At 74.9% G+C, this 24065-nt stretch carries 21 protein-coding genes; 9 read left to right on the top strand and 12 right to left on the bottom strand.

Annotated features, from left to right (window positions below; genetic code table 11):
* Nucleotides 1-49 precede the first annotated feature (49 nt).
* Nucleotides 50-373 (top strand): DUF6191 domain-containing protein, encoded by a 324-nt coding sequence (locus tag ACFZBX_RS31835; RefSeq protein WP_391537271.1) that lies wholly within the window; start codon nucleotides 50-52, stop codon nucleotides 371-373.
* Nucleotides 374-389: 16 nt separating this feature from the next.
* Here the strand turns inward: ACFZBX_RS31835 and ACFZBX_RS31830 are convergent, their stop codons facing one another.
* From ACFZBX_RS31830 to ACFZBX_RS31820, 3 genes are all read right to left on the bottom strand, one after another.
* Nucleotides 390-974, bottom strand: coding sequence for a TetR/AcrR family transcriptional regulator (locus tag ACFZBX_RS31830; protein ID WP_391537270.1), 585 nt, complete (start codon nucleotides 972-974; stop codon nucleotides 390-392).
* A 146-nt stretch (nucleotides 975-1120) separates the two neighbouring features.
* Entirely contained in the window at nucleotides 1121-2227 is a 1107-nt protein-coding gene (locus ACFZBX_RS31825) for a PLP-dependent cysteine synthase family protein (protein ID WP_391537269.1), read from the bottom strand.
* 163 nt (nucleotides 2228-2390) lie between these two features.
* Entirely contained in the window at nucleotides 2391-3668 is a 1278-nt protein-coding gene (locus ACFZBX_RS31820; protein WP_391537268.1) for an ROK family protein, read from the bottom strand.
* A gap of 17 nt (nucleotides 3669-3685) precedes the next feature.
* On the opposite strand from ACFZBX_RS31820, the gene ACFZBX_RS31815 reads away from it, so the two are divergent.
* Together ACFZBX_RS31815 and ACFZBX_RS31810 are read left to right on the top strand one after the other, a co-directional pair.
* Complete coding sequence (locus ACFZBX_RS31815; protein WP_391537267.1) at nucleotides 3686-4951, top strand: MFS transporter; 1266 nt, start codon at nucleotides 3686-3688, stop codon at nucleotides 4949-4951.
* 31 nt (nucleotides 4952-4982) lie between these two features.
* Nucleotides 4983-5552: a HutD family protein gene (locus ACFZBX_RS31810; RefSeq protein WP_391537266.1), complete on the top strand. Its 570-nt coding sequence runs from the start codon at nucleotides 4983-4985 to the stop codon at nucleotides 5550-5552.
* 538 nt (nucleotides 5553-6090) lie between these two features.
* Here the strand turns inward: ACFZBX_RS31810 and ACFZBX_RS31805 are convergent.
* Nucleotides 6091-6849, bottom strand: coding sequence for an acyltransferase (locus ACFZBX_RS31805; protein ID WP_391537265.1), 759 nt, complete (start codon nucleotides 6847-6849; stop codon nucleotides 6091-6093).
* Nucleotides 6850-6977: 128 nt separating this feature from the next.
* Between ACFZBX_RS31805 and ACFZBX_RS31800 the strand changes: the two genes are divergently transcribed.
* The gene (locus ACFZBX_RS31800) at nucleotides 6978-7733 is read left to right on the top strand and encodes a maleylpyruvate isomerase family mycothiol-dependent enzyme (RefSeq protein WP_391537264.1); all 756 of its coding nucleotides are present in this window, start codon (nucleotides 6978-6980) and stop codon (nucleotides 7731-7733) included.
* Nucleotides 7734-7752: 19 nt separating this feature from the next.
* Here the strand turns inward: ACFZBX_RS31800 and ACFZBX_RS31795 are convergent, their stop codons facing one another.
* Both ACFZBX_RS31795 and ACFZBX_RS31790 read right to left on the bottom strand, forming a co-directional pair.
* Complete coding sequence (locus ACFZBX_RS31795; RefSeq protein ID WP_391537263.1) at nucleotides 7753-8526, bottom strand: enoyl-CoA hydratase family protein; 774 nt, start codon at nucleotides 8524-8526, stop codon at nucleotides 7753-7755.
* Nucleotides 8527-8658: 132 nt separating this feature from the next.
* Nucleotides 8659-9147: a Uma2 family endonuclease gene (locus ACFZBX_RS31790; protein WP_391537262.1), complete on the bottom strand. Its 489-nt coding sequence runs from the start codon at nucleotides 9145-9147 to the stop codon at nucleotides 8659-8661.
* A 103-nt stretch (nucleotides 9148-9250) separates the two neighbouring features.
* Between ACFZBX_RS31790 and ACFZBX_RS31785 the strand changes: the two genes are divergently transcribed.
* Complete coding sequence (locus tag ACFZBX_RS31785; RefSeq protein WP_391537261.1) at nucleotides 9251-9673, top strand: RidA family protein; 423 nt, start codon at nucleotides 9251-9253, stop codon at nucleotides 9671-9673.
* A 5-nt stretch (nucleotides 9674-9678) separates the two neighbouring features.
* Here ACFZBX_RS31785 and ACFZBX_RS31780 read toward each other — a convergent pair whose 3' ends face one another.
* On the bottom strand, nucleotides 9679-11019 hold the full coding sequence (locus ACFZBX_RS31780) for an MFS transporter (protein WP_391537260.1): 1341 nt from the start codon (nucleotides 11017-11019) through the stop codon (nucleotides 9679-9681).
* Nucleotides 11020-11095: 76 nt separating this feature from the next.
* Here ACFZBX_RS31780 and ACFZBX_RS31775 point away from each other — a divergent pair, with 76 nt between their 5' ends.
* From ACFZBX_RS31775 to ACFZBX_RS31765, 3 genes are all read left to right on the top strand, one after another.
* Nucleotides 11096-12088 carry an ArsR family transcriptional regulator gene (locus ACFZBX_RS31775; RefSeq protein ID WP_391537259.1) on the top strand — a complete coding sequence of 331 codons (993 nt, stop codon included), beginning with the start codon at nucleotides 11096-11098 and terminating at the stop codon, nucleotides 12086-12088.
* A 225-nt stretch (nucleotides 12089-12313) separates the two neighbouring features.
* Complete coding sequence (locus ACFZBX_RS31770; RefSeq protein WP_391537258.1) at nucleotides 12314-14626, top strand: glycosyl hydrolase family 18 protein; 2313 nt, start codon at nucleotides 12314-12316, stop codon at nucleotides 14624-14626.
* 586 nt (nucleotides 14627-15212) lie between these two features.
* Nucleotides 15213-15950: a hypothetical protein gene (locus ACFZBX_RS31765; RefSeq protein ID WP_391537257.1), complete on the top strand. Its 738-nt coding sequence runs from the start codon at nucleotides 15213-15215 to the stop codon at nucleotides 15948-15950.
* Between the two features lie 48 nt (nucleotides 15951-15998).
* Here the strand turns inward: ACFZBX_RS31765 and ACFZBX_RS31760 are convergent, their stop codons facing one another.
* Entirely contained in the window at nucleotides 15999-17246 is a 1248-nt protein-coding gene (locus ACFZBX_RS31760) for a geranylgeranyl reductase family protein (protein ID WP_391537256.1), read from the bottom strand.
* Between the two features lie 224 nt (nucleotides 17247-17470).
* Between ACFZBX_RS31760 and ACFZBX_RS31755 the strand changes: the two genes are divergently transcribed.
* The gene (locus ACFZBX_RS31755; protein WP_391537255.1) at nucleotides 17471-18835 is read left to right on the top strand and encodes a dipeptidase; all 1365 of its coding nucleotides are present in this window, start codon (nucleotides 17471-17473) and stop codon (nucleotides 18833-18835) included.
* Nucleotides 18836-18868: 33 nt separating this feature from the next.
* Here the strand turns inward: ACFZBX_RS31755 and ACFZBX_RS31750 are convergent, their stop codons facing one another.
* From ACFZBX_RS31750 to ACFZBX_RS31735, 4 genes are all read right to left on the bottom strand, one after another.
* Nucleotides 18869-19708, bottom strand: coding sequence for a DUF4184 family protein (locus ACFZBX_RS31750; protein WP_391537254.1), 840 nt, complete (start codon nucleotides 19706-19708; stop codon nucleotides 18869-18871).
* 116 nt (nucleotides 19709-19824) lie between these two features.
* A complete protein-coding gene (locus ACFZBX_RS31745; RefSeq protein WP_391537253.1) occupies nucleotides 19825-20892 on the bottom strand; it encodes an NUDIX domain-containing protein in 1068 nt (355 codons plus the stop codon).
* Between the two features lie 360 nt (nucleotides 20893-21252).
* Nucleotides 21253-22143, bottom strand: a complete 891-nt coding sequence (locus ACFZBX_RS31740) for a C40 family peptidase (RefSeq protein WP_391537252.1) — start codon at nucleotides 22141-22143, stop codon at nucleotides 21253-21255.
* Nucleotides 22144-22358: 215 nt separating this feature from the next.
* On the bottom strand, nucleotides 22359-23783 hold the full coding sequence (locus tag ACFZBX_RS31735) for an acyl-CoA synthetase (protein ID WP_391537251.1): 1425 nt from the start codon (nucleotides 23781-23783) through the stop codon (nucleotides 22359-22361).
* Between the last annotated feature and the right edge of the window lie 282 nt (nucleotides 23784-24065).

Here is a 24065-nt window from a genome sequence, read left to right as displayed (position 1 = left end):
CCGGCGGGGGGCGGGAACTCCCCGGCACCGCACACCCGTTGGGCCTGCCATGAGCACCCTTCTCACCGGCGCGGCCGGGGGCCTGCTGCTCCCGGCGTTCCTGGTCGCGGTCTTCTTCCTCGGGGCCGCCGCGCGGCGGCTGCTCGCCCGGACGGGTGGGTGCGGGGCCGGGGACGGCGGGCGCGGGGCCGGGGCGGCGGCCACCGAGGAGCTGCACGCGCTGCTGTACCCGGGCAAGCGGGCGCAGTTGGAGCAGCGGCGAGTGGAGCTGGTGCTGCGGGAGGACGAGAACGGCGGGGCGCCGGGGCGGACCGGGATCGACCTCACCGGCGGCCGGGCGGTGATCCGGGGCCACGACGCCCGCCGGCCGTAGCGGCGGTGGACGCCGGTCAGACGCGTTCGCCGGCGAGCATCAGGGTGATCAGGAGGTCCAGGCGCTCCTCGGCGAGGTCGGGGCGCAGGCGTCCGCTGCGGGTGAGGGTGACCAGACCGTGCAGGGCGGTCCAGACGAGTTCGGTGAAGGTCTCCGGGTCGTGGCGCCCGGAGACCTCGCCGACCGGGCCCGCCAGGGCGGTGAAGGCCTCCTTGAGCTGCTCGGGGGCCTCGGACCGGCCGAAGGGGAGGCCGGTCGCGTGGGTGAACATGGCGTCGTAGAGGGCGGGGTGGGCGGCCGCGAACGCCGCGTAGGCGCCGACGACGGCGGTGAACGCCTCGATCGGGCCCTCGGCGTTGCGCGGCGCCTCCCGCAGTTCTCCGGCCAGTTCCTCGAAGCCCTCCAGGGCGACGGCGGCGACGATCGCGTCCCTGTTGGCGAAGTGGCTGTAGAGGACGGGCTGGCTGTACTCGATGAGTGCGGCCAGCTTGCGGACCGTCACCGCCTCCCAGCCCTCGTCCTCGGCGAGGTCGCGGGCGGTCCGGACGATCAGTTGATGCCGTTCGGCGCGTTCGCGCTCGCGGCGGTCGTAGGCTGTCACGCCGAATATCCTAGCAGTGCTAGATATTCGAGCGATGCCCGTACTGATGTTCCATGGAACTCCTGGCGCCGCTACGACTTCTGGCGGACGGCTCCTCACCGAGCACCCGCTCACCGCATCCTGACCCCGCGCAACGGCACGCCCCGTCAGCCTGTCCAGTCACCACCGGCGAGGAAGGACTCCAGGCCCGCCAGATGGGGCGCGATGTCGATCCGCTCGCCCGCCAGCCAGTCGTCCGAGTAGTACTTGTCGAGGTAGCGGTCGCCCGGGTCGCAGATCAGGGTGACCACACTGCCGCGCTCCCCCGCCGCCCGCATCTGCGCGACGATCCGCAGCGCGCTCCACAGCCCGGTCCCGGTGGACGCCCCCGCCTTCCGCCCGAGCACCCGGTCCAGCATCCGCACCGCGGCGACCGAGGCCGCGTCCGGCACCTTCATCATCCGGTCGATCGCGCCAGGCACGAAGCTCGGCTCCATCCGGGGCCGCCCGATCCCCTCGATCCGCGAGCCGCGGTCGCACACCGCGTCCGGGTCGTCGTGCACCCAGCCGTCGAAGAAACAGGAGTTCTCCGGGTCGGCGACGCAGATCCGGGTGTCGTACTGCATGTAGTGGACGTACCGGGCGATGGTCGCCGAGGTGCCGCCGGTGCCGGCGGTGGCCACGATCCAGGCCGGCTCGGGATGCGGCTCCAGGCGCAGCTGGGCGAAGACCGACTCGGCGATGTTGTTGTTGCCACGCCAGTCGGTGGCCCGCTCGGCGTAGGTGAACTGGTCCATGTAGTGGCCGCCGGTCTCCTCGGCGAGCCGGGCCGAGGCCTCGTACACCTCGTCCGGCCGGTCGACCAGGTGGCACTCGCCGCCGTGGAACTCGATCAGGTCGATCTTGGCCTGGCTGGTGGACTTGGCCATCACCGCGATGAACGGCACCCCGACGAGCTGCGCGAAGTACGCCTCGGAGACGGCCGTGGACCCGCTGGACGCCTCGATCACCGGCTCGCCGGGGCGGATCCAGCCGTTGCAGAGCCCGTACAGGAACAGCGAACGCGCCAGCCGGTGCTTGAGGGAGCCGGTCGGGTGGGTGGACTCGTCCTTGAGGTAGAGGTCGATCCCCCACTCTGCCGGGAGCGGGAAGCGCAGCAGGTGGGTGTCGGCCGAGCGGTTGGCGTCCGCCTGGACCTTGCGGACCGCCTCCTTGAGCCAGCTCCGGTACGCCGGGTCGGTACGGTCCACGTCGGCCGTCGGGTCGATCCCCATGTGCCACTCTCCTCGTGCGAGTTCCCTGGAAGCCCCCCTCCGATTGCTCACAACGAGTGTACGAGTGTCACGATAAGTAACATTATCCGAAGCTCCAGGCTCCGCTTATCTTCCCGCCCGCCCCCCGCTCCCTACCCCGGCCCCACCCCGGCCCCACCCCCGCCTACCCGGAGGTCACCGACTGCGGGTCCGCCAGGTACGGCAGCCAGCCCAGTTCGGCCGCCCCGGCCAGCGCGCTGTGCTTCAGTTCGGCGCCGACGATCGGCACCCGGCCGCTGCGCCCCCACAGGCTGCGTTCGGCGACGACGGCGCGCAGCCGGTCCGGCGCGGCCTCCAGCAGGTCCAGGTGCAGCCCGCTGAGCACCACCCGGTCCGGGTTGAGGATGTTGGCGACCCCGGCCAGGCCGAGCCCGAGCCGGTCGATCACGTGCTCCACGGCCGCCCGGGCCCGCTCGTCCGTGGCGGCGGCCCGGCAGAGCTCGCCGGCCTGGTCGAGCAGCGGCCGGCCCGGGTCCGGCGTCAGCCCGGCGGCGGCGAACAGCGCGTCCGGGTCGGTCTCCGAGTTGAGGCAGCCCCGGTTGCCGCAACCGCAGGGCCGGCCCTGCGGGTCCACGGTCAGGTGGCCGACCTCCAGGGCTAGCCCGGCGCTGCCGGTGTGCAGCCGCCCGTCGATGACCAGCGCGCCACCGACGCCGCGGTGGCCGGAGGTGACCAGCAGCAGGTGCCGCGCGCCACGCCCGGCGCCGTGCCGGTACTCGGCGAGGGCCGCCAGGTTGGCGTCGTTGGCGATCGCGGTGGGCAGCGGGTCGAACGCGCGCGGACCGTGGTCGGCGCGCCCCACCTCCACGTCGTACAGGTCGGCGACCGGCGTGCCGCTGGGCCAGGCGAAGTGCAGCGCGGCGAGCGCGGCGCCGTCCGGCTCGGTGACCGGGTTGGGCAGGGCGAGCGCCGCGCCGAGGCAGCGCCGCTCGGTCTCCCGGGCGAGTTCGGCGCCCGCCTGGGCGACGGCGCGCAGCATCCGCACCGGGTCGGTGGCGGCGGGCAGCGGCAGGTGGACCGGCGGGTCGAGCAGTCCGCCGAGGCCGGCCAGGGTGACGCTCAGGCCGTCGGCGTGGATCTGCCCGGCGACCACCACCGGGCCCGCCGGGTCGATGGCGAGCCGGTGCGAGGGGCGGCCTCGGCCGCCGCCGGCCGGGCGGGAGTCGACCGTGATGAGGCCGAGGGCCTCCAGTTCGGCGGTGACCGCGCCGGCGGTGGCGCGGGTGACGTCGAGCGCCCGGGTGAGCGCCGAGCGGGTCGGGGCCTGGCCGGTGTGGATCAACTGCAGCGCGGGGCCGAGCAGCGTCCGCCCCCGGTCGGGGGCCGCGCGGCGGTGGGCGTCGCGCTGCGCGTCGTGGTCGGTCCCGGTCCCGGGCTTCGGGCTTGAAGGTGAGAGCTGCACGGACCTATTGTTACTTTGTGCCGCCCCGAAACAAAATCCGCGCCCACGCCCTGCCCCACCGGCCGTCCCCCCAGTCTTGCAGCACCCCCGCCGAATCCCCCACCCCCTCCGCGCGCTCCCTTGCCTCTTGGGGCACCGCCCGCCTCGCCCTCACCGCCTTCTTCGCCGTCGACGGCCTGCTCTTCGCCGCCTGGGTCGTCCGCATCCCGGACATCCGCAGCCAGGTCAACGCCTCGCACAGCGCCCTCGGCCTCGCCCTGCTCTGCGTCTCCGCGGGCGCCGTCGCCACCATGCCGATCGTCGGCCGGCTCTGCCTGCGGTACGGCTCCCGGCCCGTCACCGCCGCCTCGCTCGGCCTGCTCGCGCTCTCCGTCCCGCTGCCCGCGCACACCCACTCGGTCGCGGCGCTCAGCGGCGTCCTGCTGCTCTTCGGCGCCGGCTACGGCGGGGCCAACGTCGCCATGAACAGCGCCGCCGTCGAGATCGTCGACGAGCTCAAGCGCCCGGTCATGCCCAGTTTCCACGCCGGGTACAGCCTCGGCGGCCTGCTCGGCGCGGGCATCGGCGGCCTGCTCGCCGGGCCCCTCACGGCCGCCCAGTGGCTCGCGCTGGCCGGACTCGCCGGGCTGCTGGTCTCGGTGGCGGCGGGCGTCGCGCTGCTCCGCAGCCCGGCGGCCCGGCCGGTCGCCACCACCCGCTCCGCCGCCTCGCGCTCCGCCGCCTCCCCCGCCGGCACCGCCCCCTCCGGCGGCCGACTGCTCGTCCTCCTGCTCGGCCTCACGGCGCTCTGCACCGCGTACGGCGAGGGCGCCATCGCCGACTGGGCCACCCTGCACCTCACCGACGACGTCCACGCCGGCGCCCGGGTGGCCGCCGCCGGCTACGCCGCCTACGCGCTCGCCATGACCACCGGCCGGATCGGCGGCACCTGGCTGTCGATGCGCCTCGGCCAGCACCGGGTGATGGCCCTCGGCGGCCTCACCGCGGCGGGCGGCATGCTGCTGGCGGCGCTCGCGCCGCTGGTGCTGCTGGCCCTGGCCGGGCTCGTCCTGGTCGGGCTGGGGCTGGCCAACATCTTCCCGCTCGCCATCGCCCGGGCCGGCGCCACCGGCGGCCCGCAGGGCGTCGCCCTCGCCTCCACGCTCGGCTACGCGGGCATGCTGATCGGCCCACCGGTGATCGGCTTCCTCGCCGACGCGACCAGCCTGCCGCTCGCCCTCACCACCGTCGCCGCCGCCGCGGCCACCGCCGCCGTCCTCCCCCTGACCGCCCGCCGCCGCTGACCCCCGCCCCACCCCGTGCGAGGATCGCGCCATGACGAACAGCACCGCCCCGGTCCGGTTCCTGCGCGCCGCCGAGCGGCCGGCCACGGCCTGGCGCAACGGGGGTGGGGTGACCCGCGAGGTCACCGGGTTCCCCGAGGGCGCCGGGCTGGACGACTTCCGGTGGCGGGTCAGCCTCGCCGACGTCGCCGCGGCCGGGCCGTTCTCCGCGTTCCCGGGCGTCGAGCGGGTGATCACCCTGATCGAGGGCCCGGGCATGGCGCTCACCGTCGACGGCACCGAGCACGTCGTCGACACCCCGTTCCGCCCGTTCGCCTTCCCCGGTGACGCGGCCACCGACTGCCGGCTGCTCGGCGGGCCGCTCGTCGACTTCAACGTGATGACCCGCCGCGGCCACGCGACCGCCGACCTCCTCCTCGCCGAGCAGCCCGGGCCGGTCCCGGTCCCGGTCGACGCCACCGTGCTGCTGGTCTGCCTCTCCGGCACCGCCACCCTCGACGGCACCCTCCTCACCCGTTACGACGCTGCCCTCCTCACCACCCCGGCCACCCACGAACTGCACCCCGCCGGCGTCACCGCCGTCATCACCTTCCGCAGCTGACGCCCCAGCACATCGAGGCGTAGGAAGTCGGCCCCGCCGACTTCCTGCGCCGCCGGCAGCCACGGGCCGTTCGCCTCGGCCTCCGTCGAACCGGCCCCGGCACGACGCCTCGCACGCACGGCCGCGATGCCTCCGGTTCGACCGGGACCCTCCGCCCGCAGTCCGGGCACCACGCGCACCGAACCAAACTGCGCCGACCAGCGGCGGCCTCGGCGCGTCGATGCGGAACGGTGGCCGCCGAACCGCCTCGGCCTCCAGCGGTGAACCGACTCCGCCGAAGCCCTGGTCCGCCACCTCACCCCGCGCCACCAGGCACCGAGCCGGCCCCGACGACCGCGACAGCCCGGCCGGGCGCCGGGCAGGACCACCACGCCCGGGGCCCGGGCCACCGGCATCGCCGCACCGTCCCGGTGGCGGTCACCTCGACGTCGCCCGCGCCGCCGACGGGGGTGGTGCCCTCGCGGGCGGTGTGCAACCCGGCCCCTCCCGCCCCGGCCGCTCCCGCCCCGGCCTCCGCGGAGGGCCGGCGGCTTCCCGCTCAGGCCTCCGGCTCGCCCGGCAGCCGCAGGTCCCAGCCCGCCAGCGCCCGCAGCTGCGCGGCCGTCACGTCGCCCGGCAACGGCTGCGGTGCCTCGGTGCGGAAGGGCGGCTGCCAGCCCTCCTCCGGCGTCCAGCGGCGGACCGCCTTCGCCGGGGCACCCGCGACCACCGTGTGGTCCGGGATCTCGCCCCGCACCACCGAGCCGGCCGCGACGACCACGTTGCGGCCCAGCCGGGCGCCGGGCAGGATCACCGCGCCGGTGCCGATCCAGCTGCCGGAGCCGATCTCCACCGGCTCGTTGCGCGGCCACTGCTTGCCGATCGGCAGGTCGGTGGCCCGGTACTCGTGGGCCTGGTCGGATATGTAGACGCCGGGGCCGGTCCACACGTCGTCGCCGAGCACGATCGACTGGTGGCCGACGATGTGGCTGTCGCGGCCGATCACGCAGCCGCCGCCGATCCGCACGATCGGGTCGGGGCCGAGGTCGAGTCCGGGCAGGAAGCCCGCGCTGATGGTCACCCGCTCGCCGATGATCGAGAACGGGCCGATGGTGATCCACTGCTCGTTGAAGACCGCGCCGAGCGGGAAGGTCAGCTTCGTTCCCGCGCCCAGCTCGCGGAACCGGTACGGGCCGGGGTTCTCGCTGGAGACCGCGCCGGTGCGCTGCACCCACTGCCAGCCCCGGTGGACGAGCCTGCCCGCGGCTCGCCGGCCGCCCGTCCGGGCGGCGCTGACCAGGGAACGCGTGATCGACATGCGCTCACGTTACCGGCCCGTAGGGCCCGCCCGGCGGAGAGGCGGCCAAGGTCACACGCCCGGGCGTTCCACCGGTCACTCCGGCCGATCCACGTCCGGAAACCGCTACTTCTGCCAGAATTGCGATCATGGAGATCACCGCGCACCTCGACGCGCTGCGCCGCGAGGGCACCCTGCTCGCGGACGCCGCCGACCGCACCGACCTCACCGCCCCCGTCCCGACCTGCCCGGAGTGGCGGCTGCGCGACCTCGTGCTGCACACCGGCCGGGTGCACCGCTGGGCGACCGCCATCGTCCGGGACCGGCTGCCGGCCCCGCTGGATGCCGAGCGCCACCAGGCCGTCTGGGGTGAGCAGCCGGACGACGCCGATCTGGTCGCGTGGTTCCGCGCCGGCCACGCCACCCTGGTCGACACGCTCGCCGCCGCCCCGGCCGACCTGGACTGCTGGACCTTCATCCCCGCGACGAGCCCGCTCGCGTTCTGGACCCGCCGCCAGGCGCACGAGACGGCCGTGCACCGCGCCGACGCCGACGCGGCGGCCGGCGTCGAGGGGCCGCACACCGATCCGGAGTTCGCCCAGGACGGCCTGGACGAACTGCTGGCCGGCTTCCTGTCGCTCGGCCGCTCCAGGGTCCGCAGCGAGCGGACGAGGACGATGCAGGTCAGCGCGAGCGACGGCCCCGGCCGTTGGCTGCTGACCATCGGGCCGGAGCCGCTCGCCGTCGAGCGCGCCGAGGGGCCGGCCGACCTGACGCTCACCGGCCCGGCCCGCGACCTCTACCTGCTGCTCTGGAACCGCCTCCCGGGCGGCACCGGACGGGTGACCGCCACGGGGGACGCCTCGCTGCTCGACCTGTGGCGCGAGACCGCGGCCATCAGCTGACGCCCCCTCGACCGGCGCGTCAGCGCACCCAGCGCGCCGGTCGCTTCTCCAGGAACGAGCGCATGCCCTCCTGCGCCTCCTCCGAGCCGAACAGCCGCGCCGACAGCTCCACCAGTTCGTCGGCGTCCCGCTCGAAGGAACGCACCACCTCGGCGTTGGCGAGCCGCTTGGACTGCGCGAGGCCCTGCGGCGAGCCCAGCCGCAGGGCGTCCAGCAGGCCCTTGAGCGCGACCTCGGCCGCCTCCGGCGCGTCGACGGCCTGCGTGACCAGGCCGATCCGGGCGGCCTCGGCGGCGTCGAAGACCTCGCCGGTGAGGTAGTAGCGGGAGGCGGCGCGCGGGTCGAGCTTGGGGCGCAGCGGCAGCGAGATGACGGCGGGGGCGAGCCCGAGCCGGACCTCGGTGAACGCGAAGGTGGCGGCCGGCCCGGCGAGCGCTAGGTCGGCGGCGCCGACCAGCCCGAGCCCGCCGGCGCGGACGTGGCCGTCGATCACGGCGATCACGGGCTTGGCGCAGTCGACGATCGCCCGCTGGAGGTCGACGAGTCCGCGCGGTCCGACGGTCGGGTCGGCGCCGGTCGCCTCCGAGAGGTCCGCCCCGGCGCAGAACACCTTGCCCGCGTGGGTCAGCACCACCGCGCGCACCTCCGGGTCGGCCGCCGCCGCGGCGAGGCCGGCCGTCAGCTCGGCCATCAGCCGGGTGGAGAGCGCGTTGCGGTTGTGCGGCGAGTCGAGCGTCAGGGTGGTGACGGCGTCCTCGGTGGCGACGCGGACGAGGGGCGCTTCGCTGGTCATCGGTGCGGTCCTGCTTTCCGGCTGAGGGTGGGTCGGAACGGACGACCGCCACCGGTGAGCCGCGGGCGCCCGGACGACTCTGACATGCCCGCCCTCCCGCCGACCAGCCCCCTTGGACGAGCCGGGGTGGTTTCAGAGCCGCGAGGTGTCGAGGGCGAGGGCGAACGGCTCCGGCAGCCTGACCGCCGTCCCGAACGGATGCGGCCCGTCCTCGACGGCGTACCCGAGCCGCCCGGGCTCGCTGAACAGCGTGCAGGTGCGGGCCTGGCGGTCGACCAGGAGGTGGAGCGGCGCCCCGTACTGGCCGTAGCGGCGCCGCTTGACCGTCCGGTCGGTCTCCGCGTTCGACGGTGAGCTGACCTCCATCACCAGTAGCGTCTGGTCCGGGAGCAGCGCGCCCTCCGTCTTTGCTGCCAGGTCGGCCGGCACGACGGCGAGGTCGGGGACGTACCGGTTCTCCGACCCGGGCAGATCGAGGTTGCCGGAGCCGGACACCAGCGCCAACTCCTCCAGTCGGGGAGTCAGCTGCCGGCGGATGACCTCGGTGGCGCTCTCGTGCGCCCACGACGGCGACCTCAGTGTGACGACTCCTTCGACGATCTCGGCGTGGCGCGTGCTCACGGCGTCTCCTCCTGGCGGGTTTCCCCCGTGACCATGAGTACGGCACCGGCCTACCGGCCATAAAGGCGTGGTGCGGTGATCGGCCGTCGGCCACGATGGTCGTATGACCATGGAATCGCAGCGCAATACCGCCCCCCTCACCCACATCGCCGAGCCGCCCGGGGTCGCTCCGGGGACGGGGTACACGCAGGTCGTCATGGGGAGCGGGCGGCTGGTGGCGGTGTCGGGGCAGGTGGCGTTCGACGAGGAGCGGCGGCTGGTCGGGGTGGGGGATCCGAAGGCGCAGGCGCGGCAGGTGTTCGAGAACCTGCGGCGCTGTCTGGCGGCGGCGGGGGCGGACTTCTCGCACGTCGTCAAGCTGACGTACTTCGTCACCGACATCGGGGACCTGCCCGTTATCCGCGAGGCCAGGAACGAGGCGCTCGGCGACCTGCCGTTGCCGGCCTCCTCGGCGGTGCAGGTCGCGGCGCTGTTCCTGCCGGAGGTGCTGCTGGAGGTCGAGGCCTTCGCGGTGGTTGCGGAGTAGTCCGCTCAGGCCCGCGCCGCCGGGCCCCGCCGCGCCGCCCAGCGGACGGCGGGGCCCATCGCGAGGCCCGCGGCGGCGAAGAGCGCGCCGAGGGCGGCCCAGCCGATCAGGCCGTGGCCGATGACGGCGGTCGACACGACGGCCGGGCCGATCATCAGGGCGGCGGCGCTGCCCGCGTTGAAGACGCCCTGGTAGGCGCCGTGGGCCTGCTCGCCGGCCAGGTCGTAGCTGAGTGCCCAGGTGCCGGCCTGGCCCAGGACCTCGCCGACCGCCTGGAGCGCGACGCCGGCGAGGACCACCACGGCGGCGAGTTCGGTGCGGGCGCCGTGGGCGAGGGCGATCACCAGGCAGGAGGCGGCCAGGATCAGGCCGGCCCGGCCGCAGGCCCGTGCGGCGGCGGACGGGTGCTCGATGCCGCGGGTGGCGCGGACCTGGAAGGCGATGACCAGCACGGTGTTGACGACCAGGGTGGCGGCCACGGTGATCCGGGGCGCGTCGGTCTGCTGGACGATCCACAGCGGTATGCCGACCTCCAGCACCGCGAACTGCAGGGCGAGCACCGAGCTGAGCACGGTCACCAGCAGGAACGGCCCGTCCCGCAGCGCGGGGTTGCGCTCGCGGCCCGGCCGCCGCTGCGGCCCGCCGACGGCTCCGGCCCCGCGCACCTCCCTCACCTCACGTGCCTCCCTCGCCCCGCGGGTCGCGGCAGCGCCCTTCCCCGGTACCGGCAGCCGGAGGAACATCACCGCGACCACCAGGTACGAGGCCGCGTCCGCCAGGATCGCCGCCAGGTAGCCGGGGCGTGCGTCGATCTGGAGCGCGATCGCGCCGACGCCCGTGCCGAGGCAGAGCCCGACGTTGGTCACCACCCGCAGGTAGGCCCGGCCGGCCACCCGCTTGTCGGCGGGCAGCACCTCGGCGTAGAGGGCGTTGCGCACGGCGGCCGCGCCCCGGTCGGCGGCGGCGACCACGCAGGCGAGCGCCACGAACACCGGATAGCCGTCGACCGCCGTGTAGCCGGCGGTGCCGAGGCCGGTGAGCGCGACCAGCGTCACCAGGATCGGCCTGGTCCCCCAGCGGTCGGCGGCCCGTCCGGCGGGGACGCTCGCGACGACGCCGCAGAGCCCGGCGGCGGTGAGCGCGAGGCCGAGCTGCGCCGCGCTCAGGCCGAGGTGGCGGGTGAAGAAGAGCACCCCGACGGAGAGCGAGAGGCCGCTGCCGACGGTGTTGAGCAGGGTGATCCGGGCGAGCCGGCGCACCGTCGGGTCGGGGTGCAGCAGCCGGGAGGCCCTGGACGCGGGCGGCACGGGACTCGGTGCGGTGTTCGCCGCCGGTGAGGTGGTCATGCCCACGATCCCACCCCGGCACCGCCGCCCGGCAGTACTGATTTAGGCTCTACCTAAAATCTTGGGGGGAGCGGGCGTGCACAGGTTCAAGCTCGACCTGGCCGACCTCGCCACCACCTGGTTCGCCTGCTCGCCGATCCAGGAGGCCGCGCTCAGCCTGCGGATGTGGACCCACCCGGGCGTCTACGCCCTGCAGTCCCCCGCCTTCGCGCGCCTGCGGCCCTCCTTCGAGGAGTTGGACTCCTCGCTGCTGCTCGCCCTGGTCACCCCCAGGGGCTGGATCCCGGACTTCCTGACGCCCCGTCCGGCCGTCCCGTGGCCGGACTTCCGCGCCGAGCTGGCCGCCGTCCGGGCGTTGCCGCCGGAGCAGGTGCGCCCGGAGCTGGAGCAGGCGTTCCTGCCGCACCGGCAGCCGCTGCCCGCGGTGCTGGAGGCGGGGCTGGCCGATCCGGCCCGGCTGCTGGAGCGGATCGCCGACGCGCTGGAGGAGTACTGGGAGTGCTGCCTGGCGCCCGCGTGGTGGCCGCGGGCGCGGGCGGTGCTGGAGGCGGACCTGGTCTACCGGTCGCGGGTGCTGGCCCAGCAGGGCGCGGCGGCGCTGTTCGCCGACCTCGACCACCGGCTGCGCTGGTCGGACGGCGTGCTGTCGATCGACCGCCGCTGGACGGAGTGGGACGGCGAGATCACGGTGGACGGGCGGGGGCTGGTCCTGGTGCCGACCTTCTTCGCCCGCGGCGCCATCACGATGATCAGCAACGACCGCGCCCCGCAGATCAGTTACCCGGCGCGCGGGCAGGCGGGGATGGCGGTGCCGCGCCCGGCGGCGACCCCGCGCGCGCTGGAGCGGCTGCTCGGCGCGCCGAAGGCCCGGCTGCTGACGCTGCTGGCCGAGCCGGCTTCGACCACCGACCTCGCCTACCGGCTGGACGTCACGCCGGGCGCGGTCAGCCAGCATCTGGCGGTGCTGCACGAGACCGGCCTGGTGACCCGGGCGCGGCACGGCCGTTCGGTGCTGTACCGCCGCAGCCCGCTGGGCGACGAGCTCGCCGGCGGTCCGCGCCGCGGCTGACGAAGGCCCCCGCGGCAGTCGGCGAAGGCGAGCGCCGCAGCCGGCGAGGGCTCCGCCGACTTCCCGCCAACTGGCCAGTGGTACAGACCTGTTGACGCATTGGTCTGTACCTCCTACAGTGCCCATGCCCCCGTCTCCCCACGGCGCGGGCACTTCGAACGCTCCCGGCACCACTCGTACGGTTCTGCGCCACCCTGTCCAACCCCCACAGTCGCAGGGAGAACCATGTCCGTTCGAACCCGCGCGCGCCGAACGCGCCACAGGCTGCTGCGCCACCGGCTGCTCGCGCTGCTCTCCGTCCTGCTCCTCCCACTCGCCGCGATCACCGCCCTGGCCACCCCCGCCAGCGCGGCCGGAAAGCTCACCGCCGCCTTCACCAGTGAGAACAGCGGTTCCTGGTGGAAGGGCACCTACATCGTCAAGAACGACAACACCACCGCCGTCAACGGCTGGACGCTGGAGTTCGACCTCCCGGCCGGCGTGACCATCCAGAACAGCTACAACGGCACCGCGACGGTCAACGGCCGCCACGTCACCGCCGTCGCCGCGTTCTACAACGCCAACGTCCCGGCGGGCCGGACCACCGAGCCGTACAGCTTCTGGTTCGTCGCCAACGGGCCGATCGGCGCGCCGACCGGCTGCCGGATCAACGGTGACAAGTGCGACGGCAGTTCGGACGTCCTGCCGTCCGCCCCCGGCACCCCGACGGTGACCGACACGACCGCCCACACCCTGGCGCTGCGCTGGCCGGCGGCCACCGGCGGCGACTTCCCGGTGGCGTCCTACGAGGTGCTCAACGGCACCGCCGTGGTCGCCACCAGCACCACCACCGACGCGGTGGTCACCGGCCTCACCCCGGCGACCAGCTACACCCTGACCGTCCGGGCCAAGGACGGCCGCGGCAACCTCGGCCCGGCCAGCGCGCCGGTCACCGCCTCCACCTTCGACCCGGCGACCGACCCGACGCCGCCCACCGCGCCCACCAACCTGCGGACCACCGCGGTGGGTTCGAGCGACGTGACGCTCGCCTGGAACGCCGCCACCGACAACCTGAAGGTCGCCGCGTACGACGTCTACCAGGACGGCACGCTGGTCAGGACGGTGACCGGCTCCACGCTGAGCGCCACCGTCTCCAGCCTCTCCCCGTCCACCTCGTACACCTTCACGGTCAAGGCCCGCGACGGCGCCGACAACGCCTCGCCCGCCTCCGCCGCGCTGAAGGTCACCACCTCCGACCTGGTCGGCACCGGCAAGTACGCCCGGGTCGGCTACTTCACCCAGTGGGGCATCTACGGACGCCAGTACTTCGTGAAGAACCTCGACACCTCGGGCAGTGCGGCCAAGCTCGACGTCATCAACTACGCGTTCGAGAACATCGACCCGGTCAACCTCACCTGCATGACGGGCGTCACCCGGGGCACCACCTCCAACCCGCAGGACCCCGACCAGGGCACCGGCGCGGGTGACGCCGACGCCGACTACGCCCGCCCGATGAGCGCCGCCCAGTCGGTCGACGGCGTGGCCGACGACGGCTGGGGCAAGCTGCGCGGCAACTTCAACCAGCTGAAGAAGCTCAAGGCCAAGTACCCGCACCTGAAGATCGTCGCCTCGCTCGGCGGCTGGACCTTCTCCAAGTACTTCTCCGACGCGGCGGCCACCGACGCGTCCCGGCAGAAGTTCGTCAAGTCCTGCATCGACATCTGGATCAAGGGCAACCTGCCGGTCTACAACGGCGCGGGCGGCGACGGCGTCGCGGCCGGCATCTTCGACGGCATCGACATCGACTGGGAGTGGCCCGGCTCGCCCGACGGCCACGCCGGCAACCACTACAGCCCCAACGACAAGGACAACCTGACCGCGCTGCTCGCCGAGTTCCGCAAGCAGCTGGACGCGCTCGGCGGCTCGCACAAGCTGCTGACCGCCTTCACCCCGGCCGACCCGGTCAAGATCAACCAGGGCTGGGACCTCTCGAAGATCTTCAACTACCTGGACATCGCCAACATCCAGGGCTACGACTTCCACGGCGCCGGCAGCGACAACTCGTGGGAGCCCAACCGCACCGGCCACCAGGGCAACCTGTACGTCGACACCCAGGACCCGTACACCACGCACTTCAGCGTCGAAGGGGCCGTCAAGCCCTACCTCGACGCCGGGGTCAACCCGCGCAAGCTCACCATCGGCCTGGCCTTCTACGGCCGCGGCTGGCAGGGCGTCGCGGACGGCGGGGCCAAGGGCGAGTGGCAGAGCGCGACCGGCGCAGCCCCCGGCCAGTTCGCCGAGGAGGCCGGCACCCGCGGGTACAACAACCTGATCACCACCTTCCCCAACCTCTCCGTCTACCACGACGAGCAGTCGGTGGCGACCTACGGCTACACCGGAGCGGGCGGACAGTGGTGGACCTTCGACGACGCCTGGTCGATCGGCAAGAAGACCGCCTGGCTGAAGTCGAAGGGCCTGCTCGGCGCGATGATCTGGGACATGACCGGTGACACACCGGGCGGCACCCTGATCAACGCGCTCGACGGCGGCCTCAAGTAGCACCACGGCAAGCGGAAGGGGCCGGTCCTGTGGACCGGCCCCTTCTCGTGTACTCCCCCACCGTGCAACGATCTTGATGTCTCGTCATGTCTCGGGACAACCACGAGACAGGTAGGACAGAACGCGGTACGCTGGTTCCGCAGGACCCCTTCACCCTGGCCCAGGACCGGTCAGGGAACCGGTTCACGACCTCCGCACGGAGGTCCGACCTGGGGAGGGGATGTGGAGAAGCGCTCGTTGCCGCTGGGCGGCCGGCGTGGCAGGACCCGTTCGTTGGGACGACGCCTCTACGGGGCCGGCTCGGCCACAGGAACGTGGCTGAGCTCTCCGGGAGGCAGAACCACCGTCAGGATCGCGGTCGAACTCGTGAAGCTCTACGCACGCTTCAAGGGGATCGACACCGGTTCTGACGGCGGCGACCCCCTCAAGCGGTGAGGTGAACACGGCCCGCCCTGCAGATTGGACCCTCGGGGCGGGTTCGTGGTGCTCAGCTCCCTACCATACGCGCACGGTCTGACGGGCGCCACGAAAACGGGTGTCCCACGCGACAGCACGACCTGTTGCGGGACAACCCGGTACGTTCCAGATGACGGAGGACAGCATCATGGCGGAGGAGACCCGTCGTCCCGGGCGGCAGTGGAACACTCCCGTGCAGGGGTCCTCGGCCGAGAGCACCGAACTCGCCCTCCTCCTGCGCATGATGGTCAACGAACGCGGGCTCAGCATCCGGCAGTTGCAGGCCGAGATGGAGCGGTCCGGCCTCCCGCACAGCCCCTCGACCGTCGCCCGCAGGCTGGGCGGGGACAACCTCGAGAACGACTGGCCCTTCGTCGTGGGCGTCATCGAGGCCACCACCGACGAACCGCCCCTGCGCGAGGCGCGGCTGCGGCAGGCACGGGCGCTCTACCGGGCGGCCGCCGAGCACCCCACGCCGCCGCGCCAGGACCCCGAGGAGGCCGGGACCGAGGAGGAGGCGCCGGCCGACGACGGCACCACGGCCTCGGGCCACACCGGCAGCGTCATCTCCGGAGGCGTGTTCCACGGAACCGTGAACCTCACGGTCCACCAGTACACCACCGCCGATGATCCCGACCCGGCCGTGGTCCTCTTGCGGCAGCAGCTCCTGGCGGCTCGCGAGGAGGCCGCCGAACTTCGCAGCCTCCTCACGGACGCCCGGCAGCGGAACAGCGAACTCCGCGAGGAGCTGCACCGTCACCGGTCCGCGCTCAACGCCGCCGCACGGCAGTTGGACGAGGCGCCGGAGCATGTGCGGAGCATCGTCCGCCGGATCCTGCCGCCGGATTCCCTGCCCCCGGGGAACTGACCCCCGGCCGGGCGGCCCGGTGGTGAGGCGGGCCGCCCGACGGCCGGTTCAGCGCGAGGCGAGGGCGGCGAGGCGGCGGGCCGAGCGGTACTGGCGCAGCACCTGGGCGAAGGTGAGGTGGCCCTGGGTGGTCCGGGCGAAGGCCCGCCAGGCCGGGTCGACCAGGCAGACCGCCGCGTGGAACAGGTACGGGCGGCGCTCGAACGCCTCCAGCATCTGCTTGCCGGCCCGCATCTCCACGCCCAGGCCCGCCTTGACGGCGAAGGCGTAGTTCAGCGCCTCGCGCCGGACCTCCGCCGCCGTACCCGCCTCGGCGACCTTGACCGCCCACTCGCCGGCCAGCCGGCCCGAGCGCAGCGCGTAGGAGATGCCCTCGCGGGTCCACGGCTCCAGCAGGCCGGCCGCGTCGCCGGCCACCAGGACCCGGCCGCGCGAGAGCGGCGAGTCCTCGGCGCGGCAGCGGGTCAGGTGCCCGGACTCCACGCTCGGCGGGAAGCCCGACAGGCCGAGGCGGCGGATGTAGTCGGCCAGGTACTGCTTGGTCCGCTCGCCGTCGCCGCGCGCCGAGATCACCCCGACGGTCAGGCTGCTGGACTCGGTCTTCGGGAACACCCAGCCGTAACTGCCGGGCAGCGGGCCCCAGTCGAGGTGGATGCGGCCCGCCCAGTCGGCGGCGACGTCCGCGGGGACGGGGATCTCCGCCTCCAGGCCGAGGTCGATCTGGTCGAAGGAGACGCCGACGTGCCGGCCGATCCGGCTCGCGCTGCCGTCCGCGCCGACCACCGCGCGGGCCTCGAAGACGCGCCCGTCGGAGGCGGTGACCAGCGCCGTCCGGTGCTCGCCGCCGCGCTGCTCGACCCCGGTGACGGTCACTCCGGTGACCAGCACCGCCCCGGCCTGCTTGGCCGCCTGGACCAGGCGCAGGTCGAACTCGTCCCGGTTGACCAGGCCGAACAGCATCCGCTTGGAGCGCCTGGTGCGGGTGAACCGGCCGCGGTAGGCGAAGGTGACGGCGTGCACCCGGTCCTGCAGCGGCAGTCTGAAGTCCGGCGGCAGGCTGTCCCGGGAGGGGCCGATGATGCCGCCGCCGCAGGTCTTGTACCGGGGGTGCTCGGCCTTGTCGAGCAGCAGCACGCGCCGGCCCTGCACGGCCGCGGCGTGCGCGGCGGAGGAGCCGGCCGGTCCGGCGCCGACCACGACGACGTCCCAGACGCCGTCCAGCGGGTCCGGCCGGTCCGGCCCGTCGGCCTCGGCGTCGAGCGGGCTGTGGGAATCGGGGCTTCCGGAGTCAGTCACGGGCAGCAATCCTATGCCGCCGCCCGCGCCGCCGTCGGCCGCACCGCCCCGAACGCGCGACCGAATCACCGGGTCGGGCGGGCCGGACCCGGGCTGGTGGGGGCGCCCTCGGCCGCTCCCCCGGGGACCGCGGCCCGACTCGTCCTATGATCGGTTCCACCCACCGTCAATGCCGTTCGCCCGCACCACCCCCTCGGACGGACCAGCCCTCCCCGGAGCCCCCGATGCCGCAGCTGCCCCTGGCCGACGCCGTCCGGTCCCTCATGGACCGCGCCCGCGCCGACCTCGCCGACCTGGTCGCCTTCCCCTCGGTCGCCGACCCGCGCCAGTTCCCGGTCGAGGAGTGCGAGAAGGCCGCCCGCTGGGTCGCCGACGCCTTCGCCGCCGAGGGCCTGACGAACATCCGGCTGCTGGACACCCCCGACGGCACGCAGTCCGTGTACGGCGAGCTGCCCGCCCCGGCCGGCGCCCCGACCGTGCTGCTCTACTCGCACTACGACGTCCAGCCGCCGCTCGACGAGGACGCCTGGCAGAGCCCCGCCTTCGAGCTCACCGAGCGCGACGGCCGCTGGTACGGGCGCGGCGCCGCCGACTGCAAGGGCAACATCCTGATGCACCTGACGGCCCTTCGGGCGCTGCGCCAGGTGGACGGCGGCTACCCGGTCGGGCTGAAGGTCATCGTCGAGGGCTCGGAGGAGCAGGGCACCGGCGGCCTGGAGCGCTACGCCGAGGCCCACCCCGAACTGCTCACCGCCGACGCCATCGTGATCGGCGACACCGGCAACTTCGCCCCCGGCCTGCCCACCGTCACCGCCTCGCTGCGCGGCATGACCGTGGTGGACGTCTCGGTCCGCACGCTGGCCGGCAACCTGCACTCCGGCGCCTTCGGCGGCGCCGCCCCGGACGCCCTCCAGGCCCTGGTCAAGGCGCTCGCCTCGCTGCACGACGAGAACGGCGACGTCGCGGTGGCCGGCCTGGCCACCGACCAGCGCTGGAGCGGCGTGCAGTACCCCGACGAGCAGTTCCGCGCCGACGCCAAGGTGCTGGACGGCGTCGCGCTCACCGGCACCGGCACGGTCGCCGACCGGCTCTGGGCCCGCCCCTCGGTGACCGTGCTCGGCATCGACGCCCCGCCGGTGATCGGCGCGACCTCCTCGGTGCAGGCCTCCGCCAAGGCCTCGGTCAGCCTGCGGGTGCCGCCGGGCATGGACACCTCGGCCGCCCAGGAGGCGCTGGTCGCCCACCTGGAGGCCCAGGTGCCGTTCGGCGCGCGGGTCACCGTGGAGCGGCAGGGCAACGGCGCCGCGTTCAGCGCCGACACCTCCGGCCCGGCCTACGAGGCGATGGGCGCGGCGATGCAGGAGGCCTTCGGCACCCCGATGGTGGCCTCCGGCGAGGGCGGCTCGATCCCGCTCTGCAACACGCTGCGCACCCTCTACCCGCAGGCCGAGATCATCCTGATCGGCGTCGAGGACCCGACCACCCAGATCCACGCCGTCAACGAGAGCGTCGACCCGCTGGAGCTGGAGCGGATGGCCCTCACCGAGGCGCTGTTCCTGCGCCGCTACGCCGAACTGCGCACCGTCTGACGCTCCGGCACCGGCGCCGGGCCGCGCCGTCCCTCACGACGGCGCGGCCCGCCCCGCTACCCTCGCGGCCCGCCCCGCTACCCTCGCGGCCCGCCCCGCCACCCGCGCGCCCCCGGCCACGGCCGCCCGGGCCAGCGCCCAGCCGGCCGCGCCGGCCGCGAGACCGGCGCCAGCCCCGAAGCACAGCTCCGCGAGCGGCCCGCACCGCAGCGGCACGAGCCGGTGCACCACCCCCGCCGTGGTGGCCGCCGCCAGCACGGCCGCGCCCGTCCGCCGCGCCCGGCGGGACGGTTCGACGGCCGGGCGCACCGGCTCCACCGCCCGGGCCGCCCGCACCGCGTACGCCGCCACGGCGGCCAGCGCCGGCGCGGAGGTCCCGTACTGCAGCACCTCGTACAGCGGCGGGCCGCCCGCCACCGGCCGCTCCAGCGCGGGCACCAGCCGGGACCCGAACCTCCCCGCATGGGTGAAGCCGTCCCAGCCGACGTGGCTCGCCGAACCGATCGCCGCCGAGAGCGCGAACCACCCGAGGTCCGCGCCCGACGGCCGCCCCCGCCCGGGCCGGGGGGCCGTCAGCGCCTCGGCGGCGCCCGCCCACCGGCCGGGGAGCAGCGCGACCAGCGGTCCGCGCACCAGCCCGTGCCAGCCCGCGACCAGGCCGGCCGCGAGCGCCACGTCCAGCGTCGGCACCGCCCACCAGCGGTGGGTCGCCGCGCCGTGCCGGTACACCCCGGGCAGCAGCGACTCGGCGAAGAACGGCAGGTCGGGCGCCAGCGAGCCGGCGACCAGTGCCGATGCGACCAGCGGGCCGCGCTCCCCCGCCGCGCGCAGCAGGGGGAGCACGGCGGCGGGGTGGCTCAGGGTGAACGGCATGCCTTCATCCTGCCGCCGCCCGGGCGCGCCCGTCTCCCCCGTCCGGCTCCGCGCCCGCCGCGGCACGGGGGCGCGCCACCAAGGCGCACGCCCCCCCGCCCGCACACCGCCCGGGCTCACGCCGCGTCGGCGGCCCTGGCCAGTCCCAGGCCGGCCCGGCGCCCGGCCTCCAGGTAGCGCAGCTCCCCGCAGCGGCGGGCGTCCAGCGCCGCCGCCAGCCGCCGGTAGCGGCCCGGGGGCAGCAGCCCGGAGGCCTCCTCCAGGCTGACGAACCGCCAGCCGCGCAGCTCCTCCTGCTGGAGCAGCAGCCCCTGCCGGGCGGTGGCGTCCAGCAGCCCGCCGTCGTAGACCAGGCGCAGCCCGCCGCGGCGCGGGCCGGTGCGCGGCTCCCAGTCGACGGCGAGCAGGCGCAGCGCCCGCGGGTCGAGGCGCAGGCCGAGTTCCTCGGCGGTCTCCCGCAGCGCGGCGTCGGTGGGTGCCTCGCCGCGTTCGACGACGCCGCCCGGGAACTCCCAGTCCGGTTTGTAGACCGGGTCGACGAGGAGCACCCGGTCCTGCTCGTCGAAGAGCAGGACGGCGGCGGCCACGGTGTCCCCGGTCGGGTCGGGGCTCTGCACGATGGGGCAGCGGGCGGAGCCGTCCTCCACCAGCCGGGCGAGCCGGGCGGCGGTCTCGCGCGGGGTGAGGCCGGAGGTGTCGACGAGCCGGGCGTCGCGGCGCAGCCAGCGGCGGGCGGCGCGGTAGCGCGGAAGGTGTTCCAGGCACCACTGGCGGATCCGTTCGCTGCGCTCGGGGTCGTCCGGGACCTCCTCGCGTCGGGCGATGCGCTCGCGCAGGATCGTTTCTTCAGGGTCCAGGACGAGGTGGTGCACGGCGATGCCGTTCGAGGCCAGCGACCCGAAGATCTCGTCGCGGTAGTCCTCCCGCAGCAGCGTCATCGGGACCACCAGCGGCCCCGGTACCTCGCCGAGCAGCGCCACCGCCGTCTCGGGGACGAGCCGGCGCCAGGCCGGCAGGTCCTGGAAGTCCGACACCGCCGCCATCCGGTCGGCGGGCAGCATCGCGCGCAGCCCGAAGCCGACCAGCTCGGGATCGAACAGCATGCTGCCGGGCAGCAGTTCCACCAGCTCGCGGCAGGCGGTCGTCTTGCCCGCCCCGAATGTGCCATTGACCCAGACGATCACTCACGCCCCCATGTTCTCGACCTCCCCCGGCGCCGTTCGCACCGGGCGGCGCCCCCGTCAGTCGTGCCGGCGCCACCCGAGGTGGTACCCCCGCCGCGCCGGTCCCCATACCTCCACGTGCTCCCCGCTCCTGGCGGTTCCCCGTTCCGTTTGACAGGGGCATGTGCCCAGGTCAGAGGGCCTGCGACGATACCTGTACAACCCCTGGCACACCGGCGTGCGCCGCCGGGGGCACCGGAGTCCGGCCGATTCCCGCGCGCCCCCGGCCCACTTCCCGCGCCCCATTGCACGCAGGGCCCCACCCGCCGGTGCCCGGACCGCGTCGGCCCGGGCACCGGTGCGAACGCCGTGCGTCACCGGCTAGGGCCGGCCCATGTGGGTCGGGTAGTAGCCGCTGCTGATCCGCGAGATCCGGATCAAGGTGCCGGGCCGGGCGGCCTCCACGTACTGGTTGTTCCCCAGGTAGACCGCCACGTGGTGGATGCCCCGGGCGGTGCGGTCGTCCGACCAGAACAGCAGGTCGCCGCGGCGCAGCTGCCCGGCCGTCACCGGTGTGGTGGCCGCGTACTGGTCGTTGGCGACCCGCGGCAGGGAGATGCCGCCGCGCCGGAAGGACTGCTGGACCAGGCCCGAGCAGTCGTAGCCGTCCGGCCCGTTGCCGGCCGTCCGGAACGGCTTGCCCAGCTGTGCGAGCGCGAACTGCACCGCCGTCTCGACGTCGCCGTCCGCCGCCGGGGCGGAGGACGAGGGGGCGGCGTCCGCCGACGAGGAGCCCGAGCCCGACTGGCCGGTGCGCGCGAGGTAGACGTCGTAGTGCGAGGTCCAGCGCCACTGGCCCTGGCTGTTGCGGAACCAGTACCGCGAGCCGTCCCACCCCTGGGTGATCCCCCCGGACGAGCCGGCCGCCCGCGTGGACGTCGCCGAGGCTGTGGCGGAGCCGCCGGTGCGTGCCTGGTAGACGTCGTAGTGGGAGGTCCAGCGCCAGTGGCCCTGGCTGTCCTTGAACCAGTACCGCGAGCCGTCCCACCCGGCGTGGGCCGGCGCCGGCTCGGCCGCCGCGGTCCCCGCGCCGGTGCCGAGGCCGAGCACGCCGGCGCCGGCCGCGATCACGGCCACCATGCCTATCCCCCGGCGGATCCGCGCCGCACGGTCAGGGCGGGCACCCGCCGTCGGCCTGGGGGTGGAGGCGGCAGTGTGCTGCCCGGTCGCGTCGTCGGCGGCACCCGGTGCGCCGGTGTTGACGGTCGTCATGCTGCTGTCTTCCTTCGCTGATCGCGCCGGACGCGCCGATCGCGCCGAACGCTGGGAGCTGAACGCTTCACGCGGGGCGCGGGACCCTCGGGCCCCGGCCGCGCCGGTTGTCACGTTAAGCACGCGTCCGCTCACGGCGCGCAGTGGAGTGCGCCAAAGGAAGGCTCACGGAAGGTGAGCGACCGTCACCCGACCCGGCGCCGGATGACCGCCCGTCACCCGAGTGCCGCGTCCGCCAGCAGCTGCTTCTTCAGCACCTTTCCCAGGGCGTTCCTGGGCAGTTCGGGCACCAGCACCACCCGCCGGGGTCGCTTGTGCACCGAGAGCCGCTCGGCCACGAAGGCCGTCAGCTGTTCACCCGTCACGGAACCGTCCGGAACGACGTACGCCACGATCGCCTGGCCGAGGTCCTCGTCCGGCGCGCCGACCACGGCGGCGTCGGCCACCGCCGGGTGGTCGCGCAGCGCCGCCTCCACCTCGCCGGCGCCGATCCGGTAGCCGCCGCTCTTGATCAGGTCGACGGAGGCGCGCCCGACGATCCGGTGGAAGCCGTCCGGGCCGATCACCGCGACGTCCCCGGTGCGGAACCAGCCGTCGGCGGTCCAGGCCTCGGCATCGGCGTCCGGCCGGTTGAGGTAGCCGCCGAACAGGGTGGGGCCGGCCACCTGGAGCTCGCCGACGCTCTCGCCGTCGTGCGGGAGGGGTGCGCCGTCCTCGCCGACCAGCCGGGTGCGCACCCCGGCCACCGGCAGGCCGACGCTGCCGGGACGGCGCTCGCCGTCGGCCCGGGTGGAGACGGTGATCAGCGACTCCGTCATGCCGTAGCGCTCGATCGGGGCGTGGCCGGTCAGCTCGGCGAGCCGTTCGAACACCGGGACGGGCAACGGGGCGCTGCCGGAGACCAGCAGCCGGGCCGAGGAGAGCCGGGCGGCCGCCTCCGGGTCGCCGGCCAGCCGGGACCAGACGGTCGGCACGCCGAAGTAGAGGCTGCCGCCGGCCGCCGCGTACCCGGCGGGGCTGGGCCGTCCGGTGTGCACCAGCCGGCTGCCGGTGCGCAGCGCGCCGAGCACGCCGAGCACCAGTCCGTGCACGTGGAACAGCGGCAGGCCGTGCACCAGGGTGTCCTCGGCGGTCCACTGCCAGGCGTCGGCGAGCGCATCGAGGTCGGCGGCGACGGCGGAGCGGCCGATCATCGCCCCCTTGGGCGCGCCGGTGGTGCCGGAGGTGTAGAGCACGAAGGCGGTCGCCGCCGGGTCCGGCTCGGCGTGGGTGGTGGCGGAGCGCTCGCGCAGGTCGACGGGGAGGCCGGCGATCCCGGCGTCCTGCGGCGGGGTGTCGGCGGCGGCGTGGGCGAGCAGGGCGGCGCCCGAGTCGCGCAGGATGTGCGCGCGCTCCTTGGGCCCGGAGTCGGGCGGCAGCGGCACCACCGGCACCCCGGCGAGCAGCCCGCCGACGACGGCGGCCACGGTCTCGGCGGTGGACCGGGCGAGCACCGCCAGGGCGGGGGCGCCGGCCACCCGGTCGGCGACGGCGGTGGCCGCGCCGAGCAGCGCCTCGCGGGAGAGCCCGGGGCCGTCGGAGATCCGCAGTGCGTCGCCGCAGTCGCCGGAGCCGCCTTGAAGCGCCGTCAGGAGTGTCATGTGTCCGCCCTCGCCCTTGTCCACGTGTCCACGATGGTCCGTCCGCGGCGCGCGACGGTCCGCCGTGCGCCGCCGACCGACTCTACGGGCCGCCGGCCGCCGACCGGGTGTCCGGGCGGAGGACGGCGGGGGGGGGGGGGGGGGGGGGCGGGGGGGGGCGGGGGGGGGGGGGGGGGGGGGGGGGGGGGGGGGGGGGGGGGGGGGGGCGGGGGGGGGGGGGGGGCCCGGGGTCAGGCGGTGGCCAGGCCGGCGTCCCGGAAGGACTCCAGGGTCGGCCGGATC

This window comes from Kitasatospora sp. NPDC008115 (assembly GCF_042957205.1).
Lineage (GTDB): Bacteria > Actinomycetota > Actinomycetes > Streptomycetales > Streptomycetaceae > Kitasatospora.
Note: the sequence above shows the minus strand (reverse complement) of the source record. Positions and strands in the feature narration are given on the sequence as shown.

Excerpts from the sequence above, each read along its gene's own strand:
- ACFZBX_RS31755 (WP_391537255.1), top strand. The coding sequence starts at position 17,471 with ATGCCGCAGCTGCCCCTGGCCGACGCCGTCCGGTCCCTCATGGACCGC.
- ACFZBX_RS31835 (WP_391537271.1), top strand. The coding sequence starts at position 50 with ATGAGCACCCTTCTCACCGGCGCGGCCGGGGGCCTGCTGCTCCCGGCG.
- ACFZBX_RS31800 (WP_391537264.1), top strand. The coding sequence starts at position 6,978 with ATGGAGATCACCGCGCACCTCGACGCGCTGCGCCGCGAGGGCACCCTG.
- ACFZBX_RS31750 (WP_391537254.1), bottom strand. The coding sequence starts at position 19,708 with ATGCCGTTCACCCTGAGCCACCCCGCCGCCGTGCTCCCCCTGCTGCGC.
- ACFZBX_RS31795 (WP_391537263.1), bottom strand. The coding sequence starts at position 8,526 with ATGACCAGCGAAGCGCCCCTCGTCCGCGTCGCCACCGAGGACGCCGTC.
- ACFZBX_RS31825 (WP_391537269.1), bottom strand. The coding sequence starts at position 2,227 with ATGGGGATCGACCCGACGGCCGACGTGGACCGTACCGACCCGGCGTAC.
- ACFZBX_RS31780 (WP_391537260.1), bottom strand. The coding sequence starts at position 11,019 with ATGACCACCTCACCGGCGGCGAACACCGCACCGAGTCCCGTGCCGCCC.
- ACFZBX_RS31810 (WP_391537266.1), top strand. The coding sequence starts at position 4,983 with ATGACGAACAGCACCGCCCCGGTCCGGTTCCTGCGCGCCGCCGAGCGG.
- ACFZBX_RS31770 (WP_391537258.1), top strand. The coding sequence starts at position 12,314 with ATGTCCGTTCGAACCCGCGCGCGCCGAACGCGCCACAGGCTGCTGCGC.
- ACFZBX_RS31740 (WP_391537252.1), bottom strand. The coding sequence starts at position 22,143 with ATGACGACCGTCAACACCGGCGCACCGGGTGCCGCCGACGACGCGACC.
- ACFZBX_RS31805 (WP_391537265.1), bottom strand. The coding sequence starts at position 6,849 with ATGTCGATCACGCGTTCCCTGGTCAGCGCCGCCCGGACGGGCGGCCGG.
- ACFZBX_RS31785 (WP_391537261.1), top strand. The coding sequence starts at position 9,251 with ATGACCATGGAATCGCAGCGCAATACCGCCCCCCTCACCCACATCGCC.
- ACFZBX_RS31765 (WP_391537257.1), top strand. The coding sequence starts at position 15,213 with ATGACGGAGGACAGCATCATGGCGGAGGAGACCCGTCGTCCCGGGCGG.
- ACFZBX_RS31735 (WP_391537251.1), bottom strand. The coding sequence starts at position 23,783 with ATGACACTCCTGACGGCGCTTCAAGGCGGCTCCGGCGACTGCGGCGAC.